Raw genomic sequence first — 22,618 nt, 5'->3', positions numbered from 1 at the left:
ACCGAAGGCTTATGAGCGCAACATGCGAGACGGAGGGGAAACGATGAACGACAACGGCGAAAACGGGGAGAAGAAAAAATCCCGGCGCCCATCTCAGGAACGCACGGCGCAGCGCGATCCGGAGCGGACGCGCGCCGCGATCCTGGAAGCGGCCACCCGGGAATTTGCCGAAAACGGCATGGGCGGGGCCCGCGTCGACGCCATTGCCGAGCGCGCCGGCACCAACAAGCGCATGCTCTACCACTATTTCGGCGACAAGGAGCAGCTCTATCTGAGAGTCCTCGAAGAAGCCTATGTCGGCATCCGCACCGCCGAGCGCGCGCTGCATATCGGCGACCGCAGCCCGGAGGAGGGCATCGGCGAACTGGCGCTCTTCACCTGGCGTTATTTTCTCCAGCACCCGGAATTCCTCAGCCTGCTCGGCACGGAAAATCTGCATCGGGCCCGCTGGCTGCGCCAGTCCGTTCGGCTCAAGGAACTGCATTCGCATCTGATCGGCGAGCTTTCTGATGTGCTCGAGCGGGGAAAGAAGCAAGGCGTCTTCGTCGAGACCGCCGATCCGCTGCACGTCTATCTGACGATCGCCTCGCTCGGCTATTTCTACCTGTCCAACCAGTACACGCTTTCAACGATCTTCGGCCGCGACCTGATCGAGCCGAACCATCTCAATGCTTGGGAAAGACATATCGTCCACGTGACGCTCGCCTCGATCAAGCATTAGAGCCTTTCCGGGTTAGATTGCAGCATTCTGTTGGCTCAAACGGAGTCGGATGGTCGACCGGCCGGCGCGCGTCGTAGCCAAGCTCTACGGCCAAGCCGGCCGATCGATCAGCCGGCCCGTTTCAGCCAACCCGAAGGGCCGGGCATCTCTAGCCAGGATCAAAGGCGATCGGCTCGGACGTACCAAGAGGTATGTCCGAGCCGATCGCCTTTGCCCTGACGAAAACCTGCTCCGGCAGAATGCTTCAATCTAACCCGGAAAGGCTCTGATTCCGAAATCAGGATTTGACTATTGACAGCCTCGCCGCTCTTCTGCCATCAAGTAACTGTTTAGTTACCGGCTTGGGAGGGCCGGGCTTGATGCCCGCTCCCGCCGCAAACGATTCCAGGGAGGAAAACATGGCACGCTTGGGGATCATCTTGCACGGCGTTACCGGCCGCATGGGGTACAATCAGCACCTGGTGCGTTCGATCCTCGCGTTCCGCGATCAGGGGGGCATCACGCTGAAATCGGGTGAGAAACTCGAAATCGACCCGATCATCGTCGGCCGCAACGGCGCCAAGATGGAAGAGCTGGCGAAGAGGCATAACATCAAGCGCTGGTCGACCGATCTCGATGCCGCTCTCGCCAATCCCGACGACACGATCTTCTTCGACGCCGGCACCACGCTGATGCGCGCCGAACTTCTGTCCCGGGCGCTCGATGCCGGCAAGCATGTCTATTGCGAAAAGCCGATTTCCGACGACCTGCAGGTGGCGATCGATCTTGCCCGCAAGGCGCGCGGCTCCGGGCTCAAACACGGCGTCGTGCAGGACAAGCTCTTCCTGCCCGGCCTGCGCAAACTGGCGCTGCTCAGGGATTCCGGCTTTTTCGGCAAGATCCTCTCGGTGCGCGGTGAATTCGGCTATTGGGTTTTCGAAGGCGATTGGGGTGTGCCGGCCCAGCGTCCCTCCTGGAATTACCGCAAGGGCGACGGCGGCGGCATCATTCTCGACATGCTCTGCCACTGGCGCTACGTGCTCGACAATCTGTTCGGCGAGGTGAAGGCCGTCTCCTGCCTCGGCGCCACGCATATTCCGCGCCGCATCGATGAGCAGGGCAAGCCCTATGACTGCGACACCGATGATGCCGCCTATGCGACCTTCGAGCTCGACGGCGGCGCAATCGCCCAGATCAACTCGTCCTGGGCGGTGCGCGTGCGCCGCGACGATCTCGTTACCTTCCAGGTCGACGGCACGCACGGTTCGGCCGTCGCCGGCCTGACGAAATGCTGGAGCCAGCACCGCGTCAACACGCCGAAGCCAGTCTGGAACCCCGACCAGCCGCAGACGATCGACTTTTACAAGACCTGGGACGAGGTTCCGGACACGCAGGCCTTCGACAACGGCTTCAAGGTGCAGTGGGAAATGTTCATCCGCCATGTCGTCGAAGACGCGCCGTGGCCCTATGGGCTGGAAGCCGGCGCCAAGGGTGTGCAGCTGGCCGAACTCGGCCTGAAATCGTGGGCCGAACGCCGCTGGCTCGACGTTCCCGCACTGGAGTTCTGAGCCGTGACGACGATCAATCTCCCGCTGGACGGCAAGATCGTCCCCTATACGCTGACCGGCACGCCGATCGAACTGAAGAAACGCGACGCGAAGGCCTTTCCGCGCATCGCCTTTGCCGCCGCCCATGTCGTCGCCGATCCGCTCGCCGACAACGATCCCTGGCTGACGCCGGCGATCGACTGGGAGCGGACGCTTGCCTTCCGCCACCGGCTCTGGGATCTCGGCCTCGGCGTTGCCGAAGCGATGGATACGGCGCAGCGCGGCATGGGCCTCGGCTGGCCTGAGGCCCGCGACCTTATCCGCCGGGCGCTTGGCGAAGCGGCCGGCCGCAACGATGCGCTGATCGCCTGCGGCGCCGGCACCGACCATCTGACGCCGGGACCCGACGTGACCATCGACACCATTCTCAGAGCTTATGAAGAGCAGATCGAAACGGTGGAGGCGGCCGGCGGCCGCATCATCCTGATGGCGAGCCGGGCGCTTGCCGCCGCCGCCAAGGGACCGGACGATTATGTCAGGGTCTATGACCGCATCCTCCGCCAGGTCAAAGAACCCGTCATCATCCATTGGCTCGGCGAAATGTTCGACCCCGCGCTCGAGGGATATTGGGGCAATGGCGACCACCTGAAGGCGATGGAAACCTGCCTCGAAGTGATCGAAGCCAATGCCGCCAAGGTCGACGGCATCAAGATCTCGCTGCTTTCCAAGGAAAAGGAAGTGGCGATGCGCCGGCAGCTGCCGAAGGCCGTGCGCATGTATACCGGCGACGACTTCAACTATGCCGAACTGATCGCCGGCGATGAAGATGGCCATTCCGATGCGCTGCTCGGGATTTTCGATGCGATCGCACCGGCAGCGTCGGCTGCGCTTGACGCGCTCGGCCGCAAGAGCAACCACGAATTCTTCGACCTGCTCGAGCCGACCGTGCCGCTGTCACGGCACATCTTCAAGGCGCCGACCCGCTTCTACAAGACCGGCGTCGTCTTCCTCGCGTATCTCAACGGCCTGCAGGACCATTTCACCATGGTCGGCGGCCAGCAGAGCACCCGCTCGCTGACGCATCTGGCAGAGCTCTTCCGGCTGGCCGACAAGGCGCGGGTTCTGGCCGATCCGGAACTGGCAACAGCGCGCATGCGCCAAGTGCTTGCCGTTCACGGCGTTCATTGAGCGCCGGCACGGCGATGGGAGGAGAATGACATGCAGGTCGAAGGACTTTCGATCAACCTGGCGACGATCCGCGAGCAATGCGGTTTTGCCGAAGCCGTCGACATCTGCCTGAAGCACGGCATCACCTCGATCGCGCCCTGGCGCGACCAGGTCGCCAAGGCCGGCCTCGATGAAGCGGTGCGGATCGTCAAATCGAACGGCATCAAGCTGACCGGGCTTTGCCGCGGCGGCTTCTTTCCGGCCGCAAACGAGGGCGACTGGCAGAAGAACCTCGACGACAACCGGCGCGCCATCGACGAGGCGGCGGCGTTTTCGGCCGATTGCCTGGTGCTCGTCGTCGGCGGCTTGCCGGGCGCTTCGAGGGATATCGTCGCAGCCCGCCAGATGGTGTTCGACGGCATTGCCGCGGTGCTGCCGCATGCCCAGGCTGCCGGCGTGAAGCTTGCCATCGAGCCGCTGCATCCGATGTATGCGGCCGACCGGTCCTGCGTAAACACGCTCGGCCAGGCGCTCGACATGTGCGAGCCGCTCGGCGAGGATGTCGGCGTCGCGATCGACGTCTACCATGTCTGGTGGGATCCCGATCTTGCCAACCAGATCGCCCGCGCCGGCCGGATGAAACGCATTTTCGCCCATCACATCTGCGACTGGCTGGTGCCGACCAAGGACATGCTGCTCGACCGCGGCATGATGGGCGATGGCGTCATCGACCTCAAGGGCATAAGACAAATGGTCGAGGCCGCCGGGTTCTTCGGCGCGCAGGAGGTGGAAATCTTTTCGGCCGAGACCTGGTGGAAACGCCCGGCCGATGAGGTGATCGCCACCTGCGTCGAGCGCTTCAGAAGCTGCTGCCAGATCTAATTTCAATATTCGTTTCATCACGCATGCAGGAGGATCATTCGATGGAGAAACGCCGTTTTGCCCTGATCGGCACGGGAAACCGCGGCACCACCATGTGGGGCAAGGATCTGCTGGCCGGCTGGCGCGAACATGTCGACCTCACAGCCATCGTCGAGACGAATTCGCTGCGCGGCGAGCGCGCCCGCAACATGATCGGCAGCAACGCGCCGCTCTATGAAAACATCGATTCCATGCTCGCCGAGCAGAAACCGGATTTGGTCATCGTCTGCACGCCCGACCATACGCATGACGATATCGTCGTGCGGGCGCTGGAGGCCGGTATCGACGTCATTACCGAAAAGCCGATGACCACCTCGGTCGAGAAAATTCGCCGGATTCTCGATGCCGAAAAACGCACCGGTCGCCGCGTCGACGTCTCCTTCAACTATCGCTACGCGCCGACGGCCGCAAAGATCAAGGAGCTGCTGAACGGCGGCGAGATCGGCCGGGTGACCTCCGTCGATTTTCACTGGTATCTCAACACCAAGCATGGCGCCGACTACTTCCGACGCTGGCATGCCTATACAGAAAATTCCGGCAGCCTGTTCGTCCACAAGGCGACGCATCATTTCGATCTGTTGAACTGGTATCTCGACAGCGATCCCGACGCCGTCACCTCCTTCGCCGACCTGCAGAACTACGGCCGCAAGGGCCCGTTCCGCGGACCGCGCTGCAAGCTCTGTCCGCACGCGCATGAATGCGACTATTATCTCGATATCGAACAGGATTCCTTTCTCGATCAGCTCTATGAAGATCCCTCGAAGATCGACGGCTATTTCCGCGACGGCTGCGTCTTCCGCGAGGATATCGATATTCCCGATACGATGGTGGTCAGCCTGCGTTACCGCAACAACGTCCATGTGTCCTATTCGCTGAACACCTTCCAGCCGATCGAAGGCCATCACCTGGCATTCAACGGCACCAAGGGACGCATCGAAATTCGCCAGTATGAGGCCCAGCCGTGGGAAGAGCCGAAGCAGGACACGATCCTGCTCATCCGCAATTTCCCGAACGGCAAGGAAGCGGTAGAGCGCATCGTCGTTCCGCATTTCACCGGCGGCCATTACGGCGGCGACGACCGGATGCGCAACATGATCTTCAAGCCCGATATGGAAGACCGGCTCGCCCAGCGCGCCGGCACGCGGGCCGGCGCCATGTCCGTGCTCTGCGGCATTGCAGCGCTGACGAGTTCGCGCACCGGCAAGGTGGTCAATATTGCCGATCTGATGCCCGAACTTGCCGATGACGGGTCGCCGAATTCGCTGAAAACAGCGCGCTGATAGCTAGAGCCTTTCCTGGTTAGATTGAAGCATTCTGTTGGCTCAAACGGAGTCGGATGGTCGACCGGCCGGCGCGCGTCGTAGCCAAGCTCTACGGCCAAGCCGGCCGGTCGATCAGCCGGCCCGTTTCAGCCAACCCGAAGGGCCGGGCATCTCTAGCCAGGATCAAAGGCGATCGGCTCGGACGTACCTGGAGGTATGCCCTTCGCCAATCGCCTCTGCCCTGACGAAAATCTGCTCCGGCAGAATGCGTCAATCTAACCAGGAAAGGCTCTAAGGCGCGTCGCGATCTTTCAGATTCGCTCCCAGCGCTTTCGGTCTTTGATTTTACAGCGCCTGAGCCGCTCGATGCGACTCAGGCGATGTTTTCGAGATTTGCCTGGTGGATCTGGTAGAGCAGCGGCCGGCCGCTCACGAAGCGCTCGACCTCGTCCACCGCCATCTCGCCGAGGCGCGCCCGTTCCAGCCCGATGGCGCCGGCAATATGCGGAGTCAGAAAGACGTTCGGCAGATCGTAAAATATAGAATCCGGCTCCGGGATTTCCGGATCGGTGACGTCGATGACCGCATCGATGCGGCCGGTCTTCAGCTCCGAAAGCAGTGCCGCCTCATCGATGAGAATGCCGCGCGCCGTATTGATGAGCGTCGCCCCGTCCTTCATCAGCGACAGCCCTCGTGCGTCGATCATGTGCCGGGTCGACGGCAGCGACGGCGCGTGCAGGGAAACGATATCGGCGCGGCGCATCAATTCGTCGAGCTCGACCTTCTCGGCGCCGAGGCCGGCCGCCTCGGCGGCATCAAGCATCGGGTCGAACAGCAGCAGCCTGTAGCCAAAGGGTTTCAACAGCTCGATCACCCGCCGGCCGATGCGCGAGGCGCCGACGATGCCGAGGGTGCGGCCGTAATTGCCGATGGCTTCGCGCTGCATCGGATAGGTTCGATCGCGGTTGCGGTCGGCAACGTAGAGATCGCGGAACCGGAAGGCCCGTTTGCCGGCGAAAAGGATCGCCGCCAGCGTGAATTCGGCGACCGGCACGGCATTGGCCTCGGCCGCGTGGCTGACCGCTATGCCGGCTTCGAAGATGGCGTCGTCGATGATGCCCTTCACCGTGCCCGCCGCATGGACGATGAGGCGAAGCCGCGGCGCGGCTGCGAGGATGTCAGGCCCGACATAGGGCGCGCCCCAGCCGGTCATCAGGATTTCGGCTTCGGCCAGCAGACGCCTCGCCCGCGCATAGTCGAAATGCTGCAGCGGCTCGGCATCCAGCAGACGGCCGATGCCATTCAGCCGGCGCAGGATCTCATCCGGCAGGACATGCTCGGTGCGCGAGGGCTGCATGGCAAGGACAATGGCCGGTCGGCTCATGGCATCTGTCCCGGGGCTTCGATGGCGCTGACGGTCACGCCCTTTTCCCGCACCAAGGCCTCCAGCGCTGCGATGTCGGGCGCCCTCGGCGGCTTCGTCCAGGCCGAGGAGACGGCAGCGGGATCGTCGAGCGCCAGTACCGCCGTCACCAGGATGGTTTCGCCGGCCGGGATCTGGCCGCGCAGTTGTGGCACCAGTGTTTTCGCAACGATCACATTGGTGTTCGGCTGCGCCTTCTGGGTCAGCCCGGTGCGCCTGACCGAAGAACCGAGATCGAGAATGCAGCTGAAATCGGCTTCGCCGATCGCATAGGCAGCCCCATCCGAAGCCGACAGCCTGTCGAGTTCGAAATCCCGGCGGTCGATGGCAAAGCCGCCTTCGGCGATGCGCAGCGGCCGGCCTGAGCTGATCCGGTGGAGGCGGATATGCCAGGGGGCTCGTGGCACGAGCCAGGTTTCGACGCCGACATCTTCAAAAGGCGACCATTTTGCATACAGCACGTCGCCTGCGAGCTTGGCTTCCTCATTGGTTTCGCGCACGCGGTAGTGCAGGCCATCATCGCTGAAGGCCAGCATCGAATCGAAGGCGGCGAGCGCAAAGCCGCGTTCGTCGGATTCGACACTGAAGCCGTAGCGGGAGGAATAAGCGAATTTCGCGTATTTTTCCGTGCCGAACCGCATCTGCAGGTTTTCCTGGCCGGAGGAAAGGGCCACGACATCGCCGCCCGTCCGCATCATCACCATACCGGGATGACGCTGAGGAACGACATCAGGTGCCGGCTCCGGCGCCTTTTCCTCAGCGGTCCAGAACGGATGATCCTCGGCGATCGCCAGCGGCAGGAAGGCCTTGAGCGCCCAATAGGGGGAGCCGGCGGAATTGTAACTTTCCGACATCAGCAGGTTCGGATAGCCGAAACCGATCGACAACACGCCGTCGCGATCGGCAATTGGCTTATCTTTCCACCAGCGCAGATGCTGCAGGCAGAGATGCTTGACCTCGCCCCAGGGCAAAGCCTCGACATCGGCAAAGGCGAGCGCCGACCAGAAGCCGGCGCAGGCGAAACGATAGGTCAGGCTGCGGCCGAAGGGGATCGTGGCGCCGTCGGCGGCGAACCAGTGGCGGAAATCCCGGGCGAAGAGGATCGCGCGCTCGCGATAGCGCTTGGCATAATCGTCGTCGACCAGCTTCGAATAGATCAGGCCATAGAAATGCATGGCGAAGGGAATGTAGTGGTCTATGCGGCGGACGTTTCCGTCGCGATACCAGCCGTCGCCGATATAGAAGCCTTCGAGTTCCTCCAGATATTGCCGGGTCAGGCTGCGGTCGAAATCGGCGCCGAGGCGATCGAGGGCGATATCGACGAAAATCCGGAAGAATTTCCAGTTGTTGTCGGCATAGTCGAACTGCCTGGCATGTTTGAGATAGGCGATGACATTGTTGCGGGCGCGCGCATCGAGCGGTTCCCAGATTTTTTCCGGCACCAGCGCCAGGGCAAAACCGAGAGCGGCAAGCTCGACCATCCGCTGATCGCGGCCGTTAACCGTTCCCCAATATTCGGGATGGGCGGGATCGGTGCCGTTTGCGAGGCCTTCGGCGAACCGATGCCAATGGGCGAAGTCGCCCTTGCCGGCGCCAAGCGGCGCCAATCCCCAAAGCGGGCGGGCAAAGCCTTCGAGATCGGCCGCCGCCCGGTCGAAATGGGCGGCAGCACCGCTCAGCCTGACGCGGGCATTGCCCTCCGAGAAGCAGGCAAGCAGTGGCTCGAAGAGTTCAAGTAGGGCCCGGCTCATATCGGCGCGGGTTTCGAGCGGATTGCCTGCGAGCGGGTTGGCGCTGGCGGGATCATAGGTCATCGGCATCACTCACGGGTTTCAGCGTTCGGAACGGTCCCTCCCGGAACGGGAATGACCGCCTGGCAAATGTGGCGCGCCGGCGCCGTCCTGTTGCGGAAACGGGACAGCATCAGCGAGATGGCCTCGCGCCCGAGGGCGGCACGGTCGACGCGCATGGTGGAAAGCTGCGGGTTTGTCATCAGCGCGCAGGGCAGATCATCGAAGCCGACGATGGCGAAATCCTCCGGCACACGCAGACCGGCTTCGGTGACGGCTTCGAGCACGCCGACGGCGATGAAATCATTCATGCAGAAGGCGGCGGTAAAACCGGCATTTTCAGCAAGGATCGCAGCCGTGCGTTCATGGGCTTCGCCGCTGGCGCTGCCCTGCAGCGCGAGATCGACGAAACGGCCCTCGGCGCCGGAAACGGCGGCGATCGCCGCCTCGAAACCGCGGATGCGCTCCCGGATCGTATGGCGGTGAGACCCGCTCAGATGCAGGATGCGGCGGTGGCCGGCTTTCATCAATCGGCTGGTCGCCTGATAGGCGCCGAAGAAATTAGCCGGCGAAACGCCGTCCAACTGCATCATCGGATCGGTACCATTGACGAGTACCGCCGGCGTCATGCCGTCCAGCAGCCAGGCGCGCAGCATCTCGTTCGGATCGATGCCGACCAGAAAGAGACCTTCGGCGCTCGCTGCCCGCATATAGTCGCGCACGGCATCCGGCGTTGTGCGATCCTCGCGGACCATGCGGATTTCGAAGGGCATGCCCGCTTCGGCAGCGCCGGCGCGCAAGCCGTCGACGATCGCTTCGTAAAAGACGCTTAGGCCGCCGGTGACGCCATCGCTGGCGATCAGCGCCAGCCCGCCGGCAACGGCTTCCGTCGCAGACTTGACGGGATAGCCGTGCTCGGCGGCCACTTTCAAGATCTGGCGGCGCACGGTGTCGCTGATGCCGGGCTCGTTGGCGAGCACCCGCGACACCGTCGAGACGGAGACGCCTGCCAATGTGGCGATATCGGCCTGGCGCGGCCGTCTGATTTTCTGTTCGTTCCCAATTTTTTCTTCATTCATGGGCCAAAGTCTATGCAAGTTATGCAAATTTGCAAGATAATCATTATTTCTTGCAATAATTATTTTTTTGCGTACTCTTTGTGACGAATTGCTCGCGAACGCCATTGGAGGATGGCAGCGGGCATATAGGGGCAAGGAGGATATCATGCAGGTCAACCGCCGTTCATTTCTGATGGGATCAGCCGGAGCAGCCGCCGGCCTCGCCTTTGGCGCGGGAAGCGCCATTCCGGCTTTTGCCGAGGACACCTCGCTGCGCGCCATGTGGTGGGGTTCGAACGACCGCGCCAAGCGCACGCTCGATGTCGCCAAGCTCTATCAATCGAAGACACCCGGCGTCACGATCGTCGGTGAATCGCTATCCGGCGACGGCTACTGGACCAAGCTCGCAACGCAGATGGCCGGGCGCTCGATCGCCGACATCTTCCAGCTCGAGCCGGGAACGATCTCCGATTATTCCAAGCGCGGCGCCTGCCTGCCGCTCGACGAATTCGTCCCCTCGACGCTGAAGGTCCAGTCCTTCGGCGCCGACATGCTGAAACTGACCACCATCGACGGCAAACTCTATGGTGTCGGCCTCGGCCTCAACTCCTTCTCGATGTTTTTCGACACGGTCGAATTCGAAAAGGCCGGCATCCCGCTGCCGACACCCGACCTTACCTGGGATGAGTATGCCAAGCTCGCCGTCGAACTCACAAAGTCTTCCGGCAAGAGCGGAGGCCCCTATGCGGCCCGCTACGCCTATGTGTTCGACGCCTGGCTGCGCCAGCGCGGCAAGAGCCTTTTTGCAAAGGAAACCGTCGGGCTCGGCTTCACGGCCGACGATGCCACCGAATGGTTCGACTATTGGGAGAAGCTGCGCAAGGCGGGCGGCACCGTTGCCGCCGATGTGCAGACGCTCGATCAGAACACCATCGACACCAATAGCCTCGGTGTCGGTAAATCGGTGATGGGCATGGCCTATTCCAACCAGATGGTCGGCTACCAGCTGATCATCAAGAACAAGCTCGGCATCACCATGCTGCCGCGGGAAAAGAAGGGCGGACCCTCCGGCCACTACTACCGTCCTGCGCTGATCTGGAGTCTCGGCGCCACGACGAAGAACGGTGAAGCGGCCGCGAAATTCATCGACTTCTTCGTCAACGATATCGAGGCCGGCAAGATCCTCGGCGTCGAGCGCGGCGTGCCGATGTCGCCGACCGTGCGTGAAGCCATTCTGCCCCACCTCAACCCGACGGAGCAGGAAACGGTCAAATACGTCAATCTTCTGAAAGATCAGGTCGGCGAATATCCGCCGCCCGTTCCGATGGGCGCAACCCAGTTCGACCAGCGCGTCCTGCGCCCGATCTGTGACGAACTCGCTTTCGAACGGATTTCGCCGGCCGATGCAGCGACCCGGCTCGTCGAAGAGGGTAAGGCGACACTCAAAGGATGAGCGATCGCCTGAAGCATGTCGCGCAAAACTGTGCAGCGGTTCCCAAGCAAAGCGCGAAGCGACATGCGTAAACAAAGAGCTAAAGCGCGTCGTGATCATATCGCGCGCCATGCTTTAACCTGCGAGGAGAGGCCCGCGAACCCCGGCGGACCTCTCCTTGTTTTGTGGGATCAGTTGCTGACGCTATCGACCACGCGCCAGTCCGGCCGGCCGAGATCGAACGGCCAGGCATGCACATCCCGATCGTTGAAATAGACGACTTCCTCCAAGTTCGGAAAGGCGCTCTGTTTCAGCGTCGCGGTTTCGATCCAGGGCCTGACATAGGCGTCGCTGCCTTGATAGCCGAGCTCCGCCACCCAGATCGGCTTGCCGTAGCCGGCGACGAGATCGTAACCCTGCTTCAGCGCTTCGGAGAACGTCCGATGCTTGTCGTATGCAAGCTCGTCGTAACGTTCGACGCCGAAGACCGAGAGCCCGACGAGATCGACATAATCGTCACCGGGATAGTAGTCCTGCAAGCCCGGCTCGCCCTTCGGCGACCACATGATCTGAGTGCCAGGCGCCTCCTGCCGGACGATATCCATCATCCGCTTGTAGGCGGCGATATAGTCCCGCGGGTTCCACCCGGACCACGAAAACCGCCCAGACTTGTCCTCCATCTCCTGGCCCCAGCGGACGATCACCGGGCTTTTCAGCTGGGATATCATCTGCGCGATCGCCCGCATATTGACATCGTAATCGCCACGCAGAACCTTTTGGCGAAGCTGGTTGGATGTCAGCCGCCAGTCGACGTCCCAGGACCACGGCTCCACGGTGATCAGCAGATTGCGGCCTCTGGCCTGGGCGTAGGCATCGGCGACGCGCAACGTCTCCAGATCGACGTCTTCCCAGGGCAGAAACAGCGCTTCGGTCGCGACATTCGATTGTGCGCCGAAATCGCCATGCGGATCGTAGGCACCGAACTTGATGCCGTCGGCATGAAGTTCGGGGCGTTTATCGATGATCGTCTTGACGCTTGCTGCCGGGTTCGGGGCTATGCCCGCATATTGCATCTCGCTTCGGCCGGGCATATCGGCGGCACACAGCAGGAGTAGCGCGATCGCTGCGGTGGAGAGGTTCTTTTTCATCAGCTTCTTCATGGCTCACCCTCCTTTTCGGGCTACTTCCTGCTCAGCAGGACCTGCTTCAGGTCGCGCGCCTTGTCGCTGACCGAATCCATGGGAACGAGCTTGCGAAACTCGTCATCCCCGCGCACCGACGCATGACGGAAGACGTACCAATTGCCATCCGGCTGGCGCCGCTGATAGATCGTGTTGCCGATCTTGCGATGGCCGAAACAGGTGCTGGCGCGGGCTGCACCTTCGGCATTCGTCCAGGTGGCGCGCATGCAGAGCTGACCGAGATCGTCGACCACCCATTTGCCTTCGGCAAAGGATTGCTTGCCCTTGTCGTCCACCCAGGCGACGAAACGCCGGCCGTCGTCCAAGAAACGGCCACCGCCGGTGTTCCAGATCCAGGTCTTGTCGCCGTAGATGCGGTAGAGCTCATAGGCGCTGAGCGGCGTCGACGTCGCCGTCGGCGCCATCTTGCCGGCTGCCTCGGCGCACTGTGCCGCCACCGGCAGACACAGGCTGAGAGCAAGGGCTGCTCCATAAAGTTTCGATCCGATACGCATTACTTCCTCCTGTTCGACACTTGCCGGTTCCGCCGGCTCAGACACCCTGTTGGTCCCGCCCCATGTTGCCGAACCCATTCCATTTGAGACGGAATTTCGTGATCTTGGTCTTGCCGCCGCCCAACCCGGCGCCGGCCACGGCAAATTGCGTTTCGGTGAAGCTGACGAATGGCTGGCCATGGGAAAGGGCTTCGAGGCTGCGGAGGCCATGGCCGCCCAGTTGCATGCCGCCGGTAACCCAGATGGCGAGCCCCATGGCGGTCGCGAGCCGCAGCCCGTGCGATTGCGGCAGCAGCGGCAGACCGTTCTCTATTGCATGGCGAACAACGATCAGCACCGTCAGCGACAGATAGATCGACAGATTCATCGCGGCGAAGATGTAGAAGCCCTGGGCGGCAGCGGCCTTGCTGGCGAGCGCCATGGCGACGGCGCATAGCCCGGCGAGCGCGATATAGGGCGCGACGACGCGCAGCGGCAGAGAATGCTGCTGCTGCTGTCCCTTCGGCGTGATGCGGAAATCGACGAAGGAGCCGGAGATACGATCGCGCATGGCGGCCAGGCTGCCGGCGAGCGACCACGGCCAGCGCAGGAAGATGAAGGCGAGCCCTTCCCAGCCGAACAGTTTCGCATCATACGGCCTGAAAGTTCCCGTCGCCCGCCAGAACACGGAAAACAGCGTCAGCACGACCGATATCGGTGCGAAATGCAGCAGGAAATCCGGATAGGTGACGTTGACGAAGACATGGCCCGTCAGCAAGGCGGCAACCGGCAGCAGGAACATGACGGCCATGAAAGCGGAAAAGAGCGGATACCACAGCTGCGAGAACACGAACTGAAATTTCAGCCGCCACGGCAGATGCTCGATGTAACGGCCGGAATGCTGCAGCAGAATGGTGACGAGGCTGCGCGACCACTGGAATTCCTGGACGACAAGATCGGCAAAATTCGCCGGGCCGTCGCCATGGGCGATCGCATCGACAGCATGCACGCCACGCCAGCCGCCGGCATTCATCATCAGCGTCGTCGAATGGTCTTCGGCAAGTTCCGGGCCGAGGCCACCGATCTGACGAAGCGCTGAGGTGCGAACGGCATAATGCGAGCCGATGCAAAGTGGCGCCCAGCCATTATTGTAACCCGTCTGCAGCGAACCGTGCAGGCTGGCTTCGGCATAGAGCCTGCCGCGCGCGGCCCAGCTCGCAGCCGCATTGGCATCGCAGATGCTGGGCGCCGAGACATAACCGATGCCAGGGTCAGCGAAGGGACGCAGGACCTCACGGAGATAGGTCGGCGTCGGCACATGATCGGCATCGAACTGGGCGACGAAATCGTAACGCGCATAGCCGAAGTGATCGTAGAAATAGGCGAGATTGCCTTCCTTGCAGCGCGTCCGGCGCGGCCAGGTGGCGCGATGATATTCCGGCACGCCCTTTCGGGTGGAGATCAGCACGCCGTGCTCCGCACACCAGCGCCGGGTTTCCTGTGAAGGATCTTCGTCGGCCAGCCACACATCGAAATCGACGCCGATCTGATCGAGCATCGCCCGCAGTGTTGCGCGGACCACGGCAAAGGGCTCGGATGGCGCCTTGGTGACCACCATCGCCACCCGCCCTTCCGGCAGCCGCGCCTGGGGGCTGACCGTTCTCGCATCGAGGAAGATCAGGATGAAATAGGCCGGCACAAGCGTAATCCAGCCCAGCACGAGGGTAATGAGCACGAAAGCCGTCCAGGAAATGATGTGAGCCGACTGGCACCACCAGATCCAGAAATAGCCGAGTGCCGCCAGCCAGCAGAGGATGCCGAAACCGTAAACGACGCGGCTCCAGCCGGCGAAGACAGCATCGAATGCATTCGCGGAGGCGGCTTTCGCCGACCTGGCGCGATGACCGATTTCCGAACCGATGCTCATGCCTTCATCTCCAGCCCGAACGTGGGACCGGCGGTGCGGATGATCGTATCGATATCGGAGAGAGCGGGCGCGAAGCCGAGTTCCGCCGTGGCTTTTGCCGTGTCGGCAAAGAGGATCGGCGGGTCGCCGGCCCGGCGGGGACGATAGCGGACGGGAACTTCACGGCCGGTCGCGCGATAGATGGCTTCGAGGATCTGGCGCACCGAGGTGCCGCGGCCGGAGCCGAGATTGACGCTGAGCGAATCGCCGTCGGCCATCAGGTGATTGACGGCGGCAAGATGCGCCTGGGCGAGATCGCTGACATGAATATAGTCACGCACACAGGTTCCGTCTTCTGTGGGATAATCGGTGCCGAAGACATCGAGCCGCTCCAGCCTGCCGGCGGCAGCGAGAAGGGCGCGGGGAATGAGATGGGTTTCTGGCTGGTGGCGCTCGGCAAGCTCGCCCTCCGGATCGGCGCCGGCCGCGTTGAAATAGCGCAGCGCAGCGAAACGGACGCCATAGGCGGCGGCAAAGTCCTCGAGCGCCATCTCGAAGATCAGCTTAGTGCGGCCGTACGGATTGACCGGGTGCTTTGGAGTTTCCTCGCGTATCGGCAACGAGGCAGGGACGCCATAGGTGGCGCAGCTGCTCGAAAAGACGATCCGGTCGATATCCTGGTCGAGGCAGGCCTCAAGCAGCGTCAGGCTGCCGACGACGTTGTTGCGGTAATATTTCCTGGGCATCTCGACGGATTCGCCGACATAGGCATTGGCGCCGCAATGGATGACGCAATCGGGCGAAAACTCGGCAAGGGTCCGGCGCAGCGTGGCGGCATCGGCGAGGTCCGCCCGGATGAGCGGTCCCCAGCGGACACTGTCGGCATGCCCCGTCGAGAGATTGTCGTAGGTGACCGGGACCATGCCGGCACGCGACAGCGTTTTGCAGATATGACTGCCTATGAAACCGGCGCCGCCGGTAACCAGAATGTAGCGGGGCATCTCATACGACCTCCGCCTTCTCGGCGCCGGCCTTCTTTGCGCCAGTAAGCAAGCCGTCGAAATAATCGACGGTGCGCGCCAGGCCGGTTTCAAGCCCGATGCAGGGCTGCCAGCCCAGATCGGCCATGGCCCGGGAAATATCCGGCCGCCGCTGGCGGGGGTCGTCGGTGACCGCCGGCAGATGAACGATCTGTGAGCGCGAATTGGTGAGGTCGCGAACGATCTCCGCCAGGCGCCGAACGGTGATCTCGGCCGGATTGCCGAGGTTGATCGGGCCATGGCAGGTGTTGCCGGCGGCCGAGAAACGCAGGAAGCCCTCGACGAGATCGTCGACATAGCAGAAAGAGCGGGTCTGCTGACCGTCGCCATAGATCGTCAGATCTGCATTGCGCAAAGCCTGTACGATGAAATTGGAGACGACGCGGCCGTCATCCAGGCGCATGCGCGGCCCATAGGTGTTGAAGATGCGGCCGACCTTGATGTCGACGCCGTACGTCCTGTGATAATCGAAAAACAGGGTCTCGGCGCTGCGTTTGCCTTCGTCGTAACAGGCCCGCGGTCCGATCGGGTTGACATTGCCGCAATAGGATTCCTGCTGCGGGCTCTGGTTCGGGTCGCCATAGACTTCCGACGTCGACGACTGAACGACGACCGCACCGGTCTTGCGGGCGCAATCCAGGGTGTTGACGGCGCCAAGCACGTTGGTGAGCAATGTGCCGACAGGATCCCGCTGATAGTCGGGCGGAGAAGCTGGTGAGGCGAAGTTGAAGATCAGCGACGCTTCGATATCGAAGGGTTGGCGAACATCGTGCTCGACGAGCTGAAAACGGGCGTTCGATGCGAGGTGATCGACATTCACGCGGCGCCCGGTCGAAAAATTATCGAGGCAGATGACTCGGTGGCCGCGCTGCAGAAGCCTTTCGCAGAGATGCGAGCCGAGGAAACCGGCCCCGCCATTCACAAGAGCGGTGCCCAACTCCTTGCGCACCGGCATGTCTGTCACTTCGGAATATCCTTCGCTGGGAACGAAACTACGCATTACAAACTCCTTCCCATGTTTTAGTCTTTTGTTTTAGTTAAGCACTTCATGCCGCCCTTATCCTGTTGGATATTCATTGTACCGACTCTGTACTGACTATCTCAACATGAATAACTTTTGAGTTATTCTTAGAACAACTGAATTACTATTAAAATGATAAGACGATTGCGGATAAGGTCAACTTTAAAAATTCCAAGTACTCAAAATAATTACGCAACTATTCTTTGAAGTAACAAATGATTAATCATTTTCTATCCATTTTACCCTTAGAACGAGTGTCCAGACCGCGCTCAAGCTTCACTCAATGCAGCTGATCTAGAAGTAACGGGGAAGATCGGCCGGGCTGAACCGCACGGCCGGCCTTGCATCCGGAAGCGCCATATGCGAGGGGTTTTGGCCATGTTGAAAAAACAAGCTGCAGCGCAGCCGAAAGGCTGGCGTCTATTTCATCTTGCTATGTTTGCCGGGGGAACGACGCTTTTTGCGATCGGGACAACGGCCTGTACCGTCGTGAACGACGACATAGCCGCCGTCGCGAAAAAGAACGTTGTCGTGGTCGAGGCCCCGCGCGTTGCAAAAGCCTACGCCTATCCGGCAAATCGGCCCGAACGCCCGGCTACATCGACGGTTCGCGTCGCCTATCACGGCTCAGCGCCTTATATCTGCTCTCCCAGCGGCTTCGGACAGAAGTCGCGCTGCTTCGCACGTCCGTCGATCTGACGCAGCAGTCAGTGCGACGGCCTTGTTTGCGCGTCTGAATGGCCGCGCGGCGCGCGAGAGTATTTGCGTTTTTCTTCGGTTCACGAAGATGCTCAATCTTCTTGTTTTCACGCCATTCCCGGCAAATGCGCTTTGTGCTTTGCCTGGCAAAAGCGCTCGGCAATTTTGCCGGACTTGCTCTGGATCAGTTGCGCCAGCGGCCGGACATGTCGTCCTCGCCGGCGGGATGCTCGTTGAAGAAACGGGATGCAGCTTCCGTGCGGTTTCGGACGTTCATCTTCTTGTAGATGTTGCGGACGTGAACCTTCACGGTGTTTTCGGAAAGATGCAGCTTGTCGGCAATGATCTTGTTTTGCGTGCCCTTGCATATGAGGTCCAGGATCTGAACCTCGCGCGTGGTCAAGGAGGAGATGCTGTCGCGTCTCAGCTTCAGCGCATTGGTGCGCGCCGCATCGACCGATTTTGTCTGATAGAGCGAAGGCTCCAGCGGGGTGTTCTTGTTGGTGAGGCGATTGAGAAGGGCTGACGGAAAATGTTCGCCACCCTTCATCAGCAGATCGACCGCGGCCATGAAGACATCGAGCCGCAGGTTGAGCGGCAGGACGCCATCGATGATCCTTGCCTCCACCAGGCGACTGACATAGGGTTCGAGCATGTCGATCGCTTCGACGACGAGTCCGACGGATGTTTCCGGGTGATTTTCGCGCGCAGCCTGCAGCGCTTCATGAAGCTCGGGCGCAGGTATATGATAGAATAAAACAAGCTTTATATCGTTGGCATCCTTGTCCAGCATCGGCTTTGTGCTCGTTATGCTTGACACCTCACAATTCGGAAATTTCTTCGCCAGCGCTTCTACCATGCATTCGGAAAACAGATCCGCCTTGGCGACCACTAGTATAGTATTTCTCGATGACTCCAACTTCCGTCCCTGGTCAGAATTCTCCGTCTCTGAGCCTGTCATGAACATATACGCCTCCCCTAGCGTTACACTTTACTCAAACGTGGAGCGATGGCGGGTATTCAATAGTATGAAATGCCGGCCCCGGATGTCACCGCCTTATTTTTTAGACATTTCTTAATTATGTTAATACGGATTGAGAAGGAAGGAAATGGCCCAAAGTGATTAGTTTTAGCGGGCGAAAAACAACAATATACTAAGCTTTGGTTGTATTTTTACTGTGATGTGTACTTCGAGGTTAAATTTGCTCCCAATATAGATCAGAGCCCGATGTAATATTTGAGTACAGATTGTTATATTTTCGTCCTCTAGCGGATATCGGCCGAACAACCGTCGAATGGCGCCACTCAACCTGGCGGCGAGCGCTGCAAGTCTTACTCTCGTCGCTCGGCAATACCCCGTCAGACGTCCCATTGCTCCAGCGACAGGGGCTAGACGAAGGTGGTCAATCTGCCTTAACCCGAATTGATATCTATCGGCTCCGCATTTTTTCCAGCAATCTGTGATCGTCGCCGAAGTGGCGGCATGGACGATCCAGGTATCGGCGTGTGTTTTTGGTACGTGGCATCCATTTAGGGCAAATCAACGACAATAAAGCCTGAATACTCCTCATCCTCGTCAGGATGCGGAGCTGGATATGTGCGGCCTTGTACTGAGTACGTGCGGTCCCAATACCAACGGTTTGACGAACAAATCGCGATGAAGCTGCAGATGACTGGTACCGAATACATCTGCCGATGTTAACCGCATCGGAGCGAGCGCGAGCAAAATCCCATTTGAGATGAGAGGGATTTCGAAAAGCTGCTCCGGTTTTTTTCTGGAGAGATTTTGATGTCTGACGCCTATAAACACGACCCGAAACCATCGGGCGACGTAACCGAAATCACGAAGGTCGGGGCGCTGGCCGACGGCTTTGCCAACAGCGCTATCAATTCAACTGAAGTCGACGACAGCTCGACAGGTTATGTCGGTGGCGTCGCCAATGGCGACAATCGTGACAATACCGACAACAGCGTCGACGTCGACGTCAAAGCCGAACTCTCCGCCAACAATGGCGACAACCGCGATAACGACTACGACTGGAGCTACAAGTCCGACGACGACACGAGCACCAAGACCACGACGATCACCGATACCAAAACCGACTACGACTGGAGCTATGACAGCAAGTCGTACAGCGACAACGACACCAAGACGATTACGGACACCGATACGAAGACCGTGACCGACACCGATATCAAGACCATTACCGATACCGACACCAAGACGGTTTCCGACAGCAACAATACCGCTGACAGCTTCAACAAGACGGACACCGACTTCGCCGTCATCGAGGACGTCAAGGATTTCGACAACCTCGGCGTTGCCGGCCACGACCTCACCTTCAACCTCGGCGACGACTTCTCCTTCACGCTCGACGTCGACAGCATTCTGAACGACTCGCTGTCCGGCGCGGGCAATGACAGCGGCTTCAGCGCCGTTCAGGCAAACCATCTGGCCGACCAGGACAGCGCCTGGAACATCAAGATGGAGAACGAAGGCGCCCAGAACCACCTAAACGCCAACGCCGGCACCGCCGATAGCGCGGAAGGCATGGAAATGGACGGCAGGGGCTGGGATCTCAAGGCCGGCGACGACGCCACCGGCTCGAGCACGGCCGATGCTTCGGCGATCCTTGCCAATTCCGGCTTCCACCTCGAGCTCGTTCAGGGCGCGAACCTGCTCAGCAACACCGTCGACTCCAGCGTCATTGGCGGCAATTCTCATGTCTCCGACGTCGGCGAGGATACCGGCACCTGACACTGACCTCCAGCCACCAAGACGAACTGCACCGGCCGGCGCCGGTGCAGTTCGACTGTTTGAAAACGGTTTGACGACCATGGCTCCCGGCGGGGCCGCTTTAAAGGCCGATCGTCATTTCGAATGGGAGGGCCGAACCATGCATATCGAGAAGATTTCGGAAATCATTGCGCACTTCATCGGTCTCTTCGAGATGACCACTGAAGAGATCAGGGCGCGCACCAAATATGCCGAAGGCGCAGGAGCCGGCGAAGATGGGCCGGTTCTGTCGGATCAGGACGCGTTTACCGCGGCCTTCACTTCCAATCTCCAGCTCAAGGACTACGATCCCGGGATCATCTACAAAGGCGGCAGTTACGAGATCGAATTCGGTCCGTCGCGTCATTTGGGCCGCGTCTTCGAAGAGAGCATCGAGAAGCTGGCAGCAATTGCCGCAAGGGACATACCGTTACCGCATTTCGGCTCGCCCACGGATATCGTGCTCTCGAATGAGCCGGAATTGAATGTCTTTGCCGGCCCCGGTTCGGCGATCAGTCACGTCCTTCAGGTCAACGTGCTTTACGACGACGACTATCTCGACATGACGGACGGCATTCATGCTGCCCGGGACACGAGTTTCGTCAGCGAACGGCTGGCGGAGTTCGGCACCAAGGCCGAAGTCTTCACGCCTTTTTCGGATCTCCACCGAACCGACAGCTATGACGGCGTCCTGAAAATCGCCCAGGATCTGGAAAGCTACATCCAGACTGCCCGCGATGCCCAGGATGCCGAGAATGTCCAAGGCGAGGATAGCGAGAGCAGTGGCGCAACGCCGCCAAGCACCGACGCCACGCATGATTTCATCCGCCTCGATCCCGAGGTCAACGGTCCCGTTTACGTCAACGGCAAGATCGAGGCCGAGATCCCTGTTCTCGATGACTTCCTGCCCGACCGCGGTCTCGCGAAGATCCCGGAGGAGCCGGACGACAGCAATTCATCCGTTGAGCAGACCGACCCGAGCGGCAACAACCTTGAGGTGACCGCCGGGGCGAACTTCGTCGTCAACGTCGCCTCGGTGATCAATACCGCCGTCATCACCTCGGTCACCGCTGTCATGGGCGACTACCATCAGGTTGACGCGGTTTCCCAATCCTTTGTCTATAGCGATAATGACGAGATCGCCTCGGCGCTGCGCGCATCCGCGCACTCGGCCGAGGAGGCCGGGACGGTCGCCAAGAATATCGCCGTCTTCCAGCAAAGCACCTTCGAAGCATCGAGCCACGCCGAAACCGATGCTGCCGATCCGACGTTCCCGACCAGCTGGCGCGTCAGTGTCATCGACGGCGATGTCTCCTTCGTCCAGTGGGTCGAGCAGTATCACTTCGTCAGCGACAACGACACGATGACGGTCACCACCTCGGGATCCGAAACCACGGTTCTGACAGGCGGCAATACCTCCATCAACTTGTCCTCCTTTTTCGGGATGGGCATGCAATATGATCTGGTGATCATCGGCGGCAATGTGCTCGACATCAACAGCATCACGCAGATCTCGCTGCTCTACGACAATGACTGGGTGCGGGCGGAAGACAGCGCCGATCCCGGCGCCGACATCGAGACCAGCGACAACCTGATCTGGAATTTCGCCTCTATTCACAATGTCGGCACGGGCAGCCCGTTCGAGGCGATGCCGGACTATATGGTCGAGACCCAGAAAGCCATCGAAGACCGCGATCCCAACATGCCGGAAGGGCTGTCCTTCGATGTGAATTTCCAAGGCTATGCCGGCCTCAACGTGCTCTACATTACCGGCAATCTCTACGACATGACTGTCATAAAGCAGGTCAGCATCCTCGGCGATTCCGATGATGTGACCCAGGCCGCATCGACGCTTCTGAAGAACAATCCCGATGCAACGGTCACGATCGACACCGGCAGTAATGCGGTCGTCAATATCGCCGAGATCATCGATTATGACAGTTTCGGCCAGACGACCTATCTGGCAGGCCAGCTCTACTCGGACGCCATCCTCATTCAGGGCGGGCTGGTAGAGCATGACACGACCCAGCCGCACCAGGCAGACGACAGGCTCGCCAACGAAGTCATCGCCTTTCTCAACGACGATGATCCGGCGGCCGGCGATTCTGCCGATGGCGTAATCAATGCAGGGCATGACCTTTCATGGTCGTCGGCGCATCCCGCCGACGTCATGCAAGCCGTGGTCGCGTGACCCTAAGGAC

17 protein-coding genes and 1 pseudogene are annotated in these 22,618 nt (G+C 60.5%); 9 read left to right on the top strand and 9 right to left on the bottom strand.

Annotated features, from left to right (window positions below):
• The first annotated feature begins 43 nt into the window (after positions 1–43).
• The 5 genes from CO657_RS20685 to CO657_RS20655 all read left to right on the top strand — a co-directional run bounded on the left by CO657_RS20685 (position 44) and on the right by CO657_RS20655 (position 5,615).
• Positions 44–721 (top strand): TetR/AcrR family transcriptional regulator, encoded by a 678-nt coding sequence (locus tag CO657_RS20685; protein WP_003589432.1) that lies wholly within the window; start codon positions 44–46, stop codon positions 719–721.
• 398 nt (positions 722–1,119) lie between these two features.
• On the top strand, positions 1,120–2,268 hold the full coding sequence (locus CO657_RS20670; RefSeq protein WP_054182232.1) for a Gfo/Idh/MocA family protein: 1,149 nt from the start codon (positions 1,120–1,122) through the stop codon (positions 2,266–2,268).
• Between the two features lie 3 nt (positions 2,269–2,271).
• Positions 2,272–3,435 carry a dihydrodipicolinate synthase family protein gene (locus tag CO657_RS20665; RefSeq protein WP_054182233.1) on the top strand — a complete coding sequence of 388 codons (1,164 nt, stop codon included), beginning with the start codon at positions 2,272–2,274 and terminating at the stop codon, positions 3,433–3,435.
• A 30-nt stretch (positions 3,436–3,465) separates the two neighbouring features.
• Positions 3,466–4,296, top strand: coding sequence for a sugar phosphate isomerase/epimerase family protein (locus tag CO657_RS20660; protein WP_054182234.1), 831 nt, complete (start codon positions 3,466–3,468; stop codon positions 4,294–4,296).
• 41 nt (positions 4,297–4,337) lie between these two features.
• Positions 4,338–5,615, top strand: coding sequence for a Gfo/Idh/MocA family protein (locus CO657_RS20655; protein ID WP_054182235.1), 1,278 nt, complete (start codon positions 4,338–4,340; stop codon positions 5,613–5,615).
• Positions 5,616–5,970: 355 nt separating this feature from the next.
• Here the strand turns inward: CO657_RS20655 and CO657_RS20640 are convergent, their stop codons facing one another.
• From CO657_RS20640 to CO657_RS20630, 3 genes are read right to left on the bottom strand one after another with little or no spacing between them, the layout of a single operon-like run.
• On the bottom strand, positions 5,971–6,981 hold the full coding sequence (locus tag CO657_RS20640; protein WP_054182236.1) for a hydroxyacid dehydrogenase: 1,011 nt from the start codon (positions 6,979–6,981) through the stop codon (positions 5,971–5,973).
• Positions 6,978–8,834 carry a DUF2264 domain-containing protein gene (locus tag CO657_RS20635; protein WP_054182272.1) on the bottom strand — a complete coding sequence of 619 codons (1,857 nt, stop codon included), beginning with the start codon at positions 8,832–8,834 and terminating at the stop codon, positions 6,978–6,980. Before CO657_RS20635 ends, CO657_RS20640 begins: the two co-directional genes overlap by 4 nt.
• A gap of 5 nt (positions 8,835–8,839) precedes the next feature.
• On the bottom strand, positions 8,840–9,889 hold the full coding sequence (locus CO657_RS20630; RefSeq protein WP_054182237.1) for a LacI family DNA-binding transcriptional regulator: 1,050 nt from the start codon (positions 9,887–9,889) through the stop codon (positions 8,840–8,842).
• A gap of 145 nt (positions 9,890–10,034) precedes the next feature.
• Between CO657_RS20630 and CO657_RS20625 the strand changes: the two genes are divergently transcribed.
• Positions 10,035–11,321 carry an ABC transporter substrate-binding protein gene (locus CO657_RS20625; RefSeq protein ID WP_054182238.1) on the top strand — a complete coding sequence of 429 codons (1,287 nt, stop codon included), beginning with the start codon at positions 10,035–10,037 and terminating at the stop codon, positions 11,319–11,321.
• Between the two features lie 170 nt (positions 11,322–11,491).
• Here the strand turns inward: CO657_RS20625 and CO657_RS20620 are convergent, their stop codons facing one another.
• The 5 genes and pseudogenes from CO657_RS20620 to CO657_RS20600 all read right to left on the bottom strand — a co-directional run bounded on the left by CO657_RS20620 (position 11,492) and on the right by CO657_RS20600 (position 16,921).
• Positions 11,492–12,460: a glycoside hydrolase family 26 protein gene (locus CO657_RS20620; protein ID WP_054182239.1), complete on the bottom strand. Its 969-nt coding sequence runs from the start codon at positions 12,458–12,460 to the stop codon at positions 11,492–11,494.
• A 3-nt stretch (positions 12,461–12,463) separates the two neighbouring features.
• Positions 12,464–12,996 (bottom strand): annotated as a pseudogene (locus CO657_RS20615) (DUF995 domain-containing protein).
• 37 nt (positions 12,997–13,033) lie between these two features.
• Positions 13,034–14,902 carry a glycosyltransferase family 2 protein gene (locus CO657_RS20610; RefSeq protein WP_054182241.1) on the bottom strand — a complete coding sequence of 623 codons (1,869 nt, stop codon included), beginning with the start codon at positions 14,900–14,902 and terminating at the stop codon, positions 13,034–13,036.
• Positions 14,899–15,882 carry a UDP-glucose 4-epimerase GalE gene (gene galE / locus CO657_RS20605; RefSeq protein ID WP_054182242.1) on the bottom strand — a complete coding sequence of 328 codons (984 nt, stop codon included), beginning with the start codon at positions 15,880–15,882 and terminating at the stop codon, positions 14,899–14,901. Before galE ends, CO657_RS20610 begins: the two co-directional genes overlap by 4 nt.
• Before the next feature lies 1 nt (position 15,883).
• A complete protein-coding gene (locus CO657_RS20600) occupies positions 15,884–16,921 on the bottom strand; it encodes a UDP-glucuronic acid decarboxylase family protein (RefSeq protein WP_054182243.1) in 1,038 nt (345 codons plus the stop codon).
• Between the two features lie 399 nt (positions 16,922–17,320).
• On the opposite strand from CO657_RS20600, the gene CO657_RS20595 reads away from it, so the two are divergent.
• The gene (locus tag CO657_RS20595) at positions 17,321–17,641 is read left to right on the top strand and encodes a hypothetical protein (protein WP_054182244.1); all 321 of its coding nucleotides are present in this window, start codon (positions 17,321–17,323) and stop codon (positions 17,639–17,641) included.
• Between the two features lie 184 nt (positions 17,642–17,825).
• Here CO657_RS20595 and CO657_RS20590 read toward each other — a convergent pair whose 3' ends face one another.
• Positions 17,826–18,608, bottom strand: a complete 783-nt coding sequence (locus CO657_RS20590; RefSeq protein ID WP_012559437.1) for a helix-turn-helix transcriptional regulator — start codon at positions 18,606–18,608, stop codon at positions 17,826–17,828.
• An 822-nt stretch (positions 18,609–19,430) separates the two neighbouring features.
• Between CO657_RS20590 and CO657_RS20580 the strand changes: the two genes are divergently transcribed.
• Together CO657_RS20580 and CO657_RS20575 are read left to right on the top strand one after the other, a co-directional pair.
• Entirely contained in the window at positions 19,431–20,399 is a 969-nt protein-coding gene (locus tag CO657_RS20580; protein WP_054182245.1) for a hypothetical protein, read from the top strand.
• A gap of 139 nt (positions 20,400–20,538) precedes the next feature.
• On the top strand, positions 20,539–22,608 hold the full coding sequence (locus tag CO657_RS20575) for a hypothetical protein (protein WP_054182273.1): 2,070 nt from the start codon (positions 20,539–20,541) through the stop codon (positions 22,606–22,608).
• Positions 22,609–22,618: the final 10 nt, after the last annotated feature.

Origin of the sequence: Rhizobium acidisoli (assembly GCF_002531755.2) — a bacterium.
Lineage (GTDB): Bacteria > Pseudomonadota > Alphaproteobacteria > Rhizobiales > Rhizobiaceae > Rhizobium > Rhizobium acidisoli.
Note: the sequence above shows the minus strand (reverse complement) of the source record. Positions and strands in the feature narration are given on the sequence as shown.

What these genes read in the sequence shown, in the direction of transcription:
- CO657_RS20660 (WP_054182234.1), top strand. Translation starts at nt 3,466, where the DNA reads ATGCAGGTCGAAGGACTTTCGATCAACCTGGCGACGATCCGCGAGCAA.
- CO657_RS20620 (WP_054182239.1), bottom strand. Translation starts at nt 12,460, where the DNA reads ATGAAGAAGCTGATGAAAAAGAACCTCTCCACCGCAGCGATCGCGCTA.
- CO657_RS20630 (WP_054182237.1), bottom strand. Translation starts at nt 9,889, where the DNA reads ATGAATGAAGAAAAAATTGGGAACGAACAGAAAATCAGACGGCCGCGC.
- CO657_RS20640 (WP_054182236.1), bottom strand. Translation starts at nt 6,981, where the DNA reads ATGAGCCGACCGGCCATTGTCCTTGCCATGCAGCCCTCGCGCACCGAG.
- CO657_RS20670 (WP_054182232.1), top strand. Translation starts at nt 1,120, where the DNA reads ATGGCACGCTTGGGGATCATCTTGCACGGCGTTACCGGCCGCATGGGG.
- CO657_RS20595 (WP_054182244.1), top strand. Translation starts at nt 17,321, where the DNA reads ATGTTGAAAAAACAAGCTGCAGCGCAGCCGAAAGGCTGGCGTCTATTT.
- CO657_RS20580 (WP_054182245.1), top strand. Translation starts at nt 19,431, where the DNA reads ATGTCTGACGCCTATAAACACGACCCGAAACCATCGGGCGACGTAACC.
- CO657_RS20600 (WP_054182243.1), bottom strand. Translation starts at nt 16,921, where the DNA reads ATGCGTAGTTTCGTTCCCAGCGAAGGATATTCCGAAGTGACAGACATG.
- CO657_RS20685 (WP_003589432.1), top strand. Translation starts at nt 44, where the DNA reads ATGAACGACAACGGCGAAAACGGGGAGAAGAAAAAATCCCGGCGCCCA.
- CO657_RS20590 (WP_012559437.1), bottom strand. Translation starts at nt 18,608, where the DNA reads ATGTTCATGACAGGCTCAGAGACGGAGAATTCTGACCAGGGACGGAAG.
- CO657_RS20655 (WP_054182235.1), top strand. Translation starts at nt 4,338, where the DNA reads ATGGAGAAACGCCGTTTTGCCCTGATCGGCACGGGAAACCGCGGCACC.
- CO657_RS20625 (WP_054182238.1), top strand. Translation starts at nt 10,035, where the DNA reads ATGCAGGTCAACCGCCGTTCATTTCTGATGGGATCAGCCGGAGCAGCC.
- CO657_RS20610 (WP_054182241.1), bottom strand. Translation starts at nt 14,902, where the DNA reads ATGAGCATCGGTTCGGAAATCGGTCATCGCGCCAGGTCGGCGAAAGCC.
- galE (WP_054182242.1), bottom strand. Translation starts at nt 15,882, where the DNA reads ATGCCCCGCTACATTCTGGTTACCGGCGGCGCCGGTTTCATAGGCAGT.
- CO657_RS20635 (WP_054182272.1), bottom strand. Translation starts at nt 8,834, where the DNA reads ATGACCTATGATCCCGCCAGCGCCAACCCGCTCGCAGGCAATCCGCTC.
- CO657_RS20575 (WP_054182273.1), top strand. Translation starts at nt 20,539, where the DNA reads ATGCATATCGAGAAGATTTCGGAAATCATTGCGCACTTCATCGGTCTC.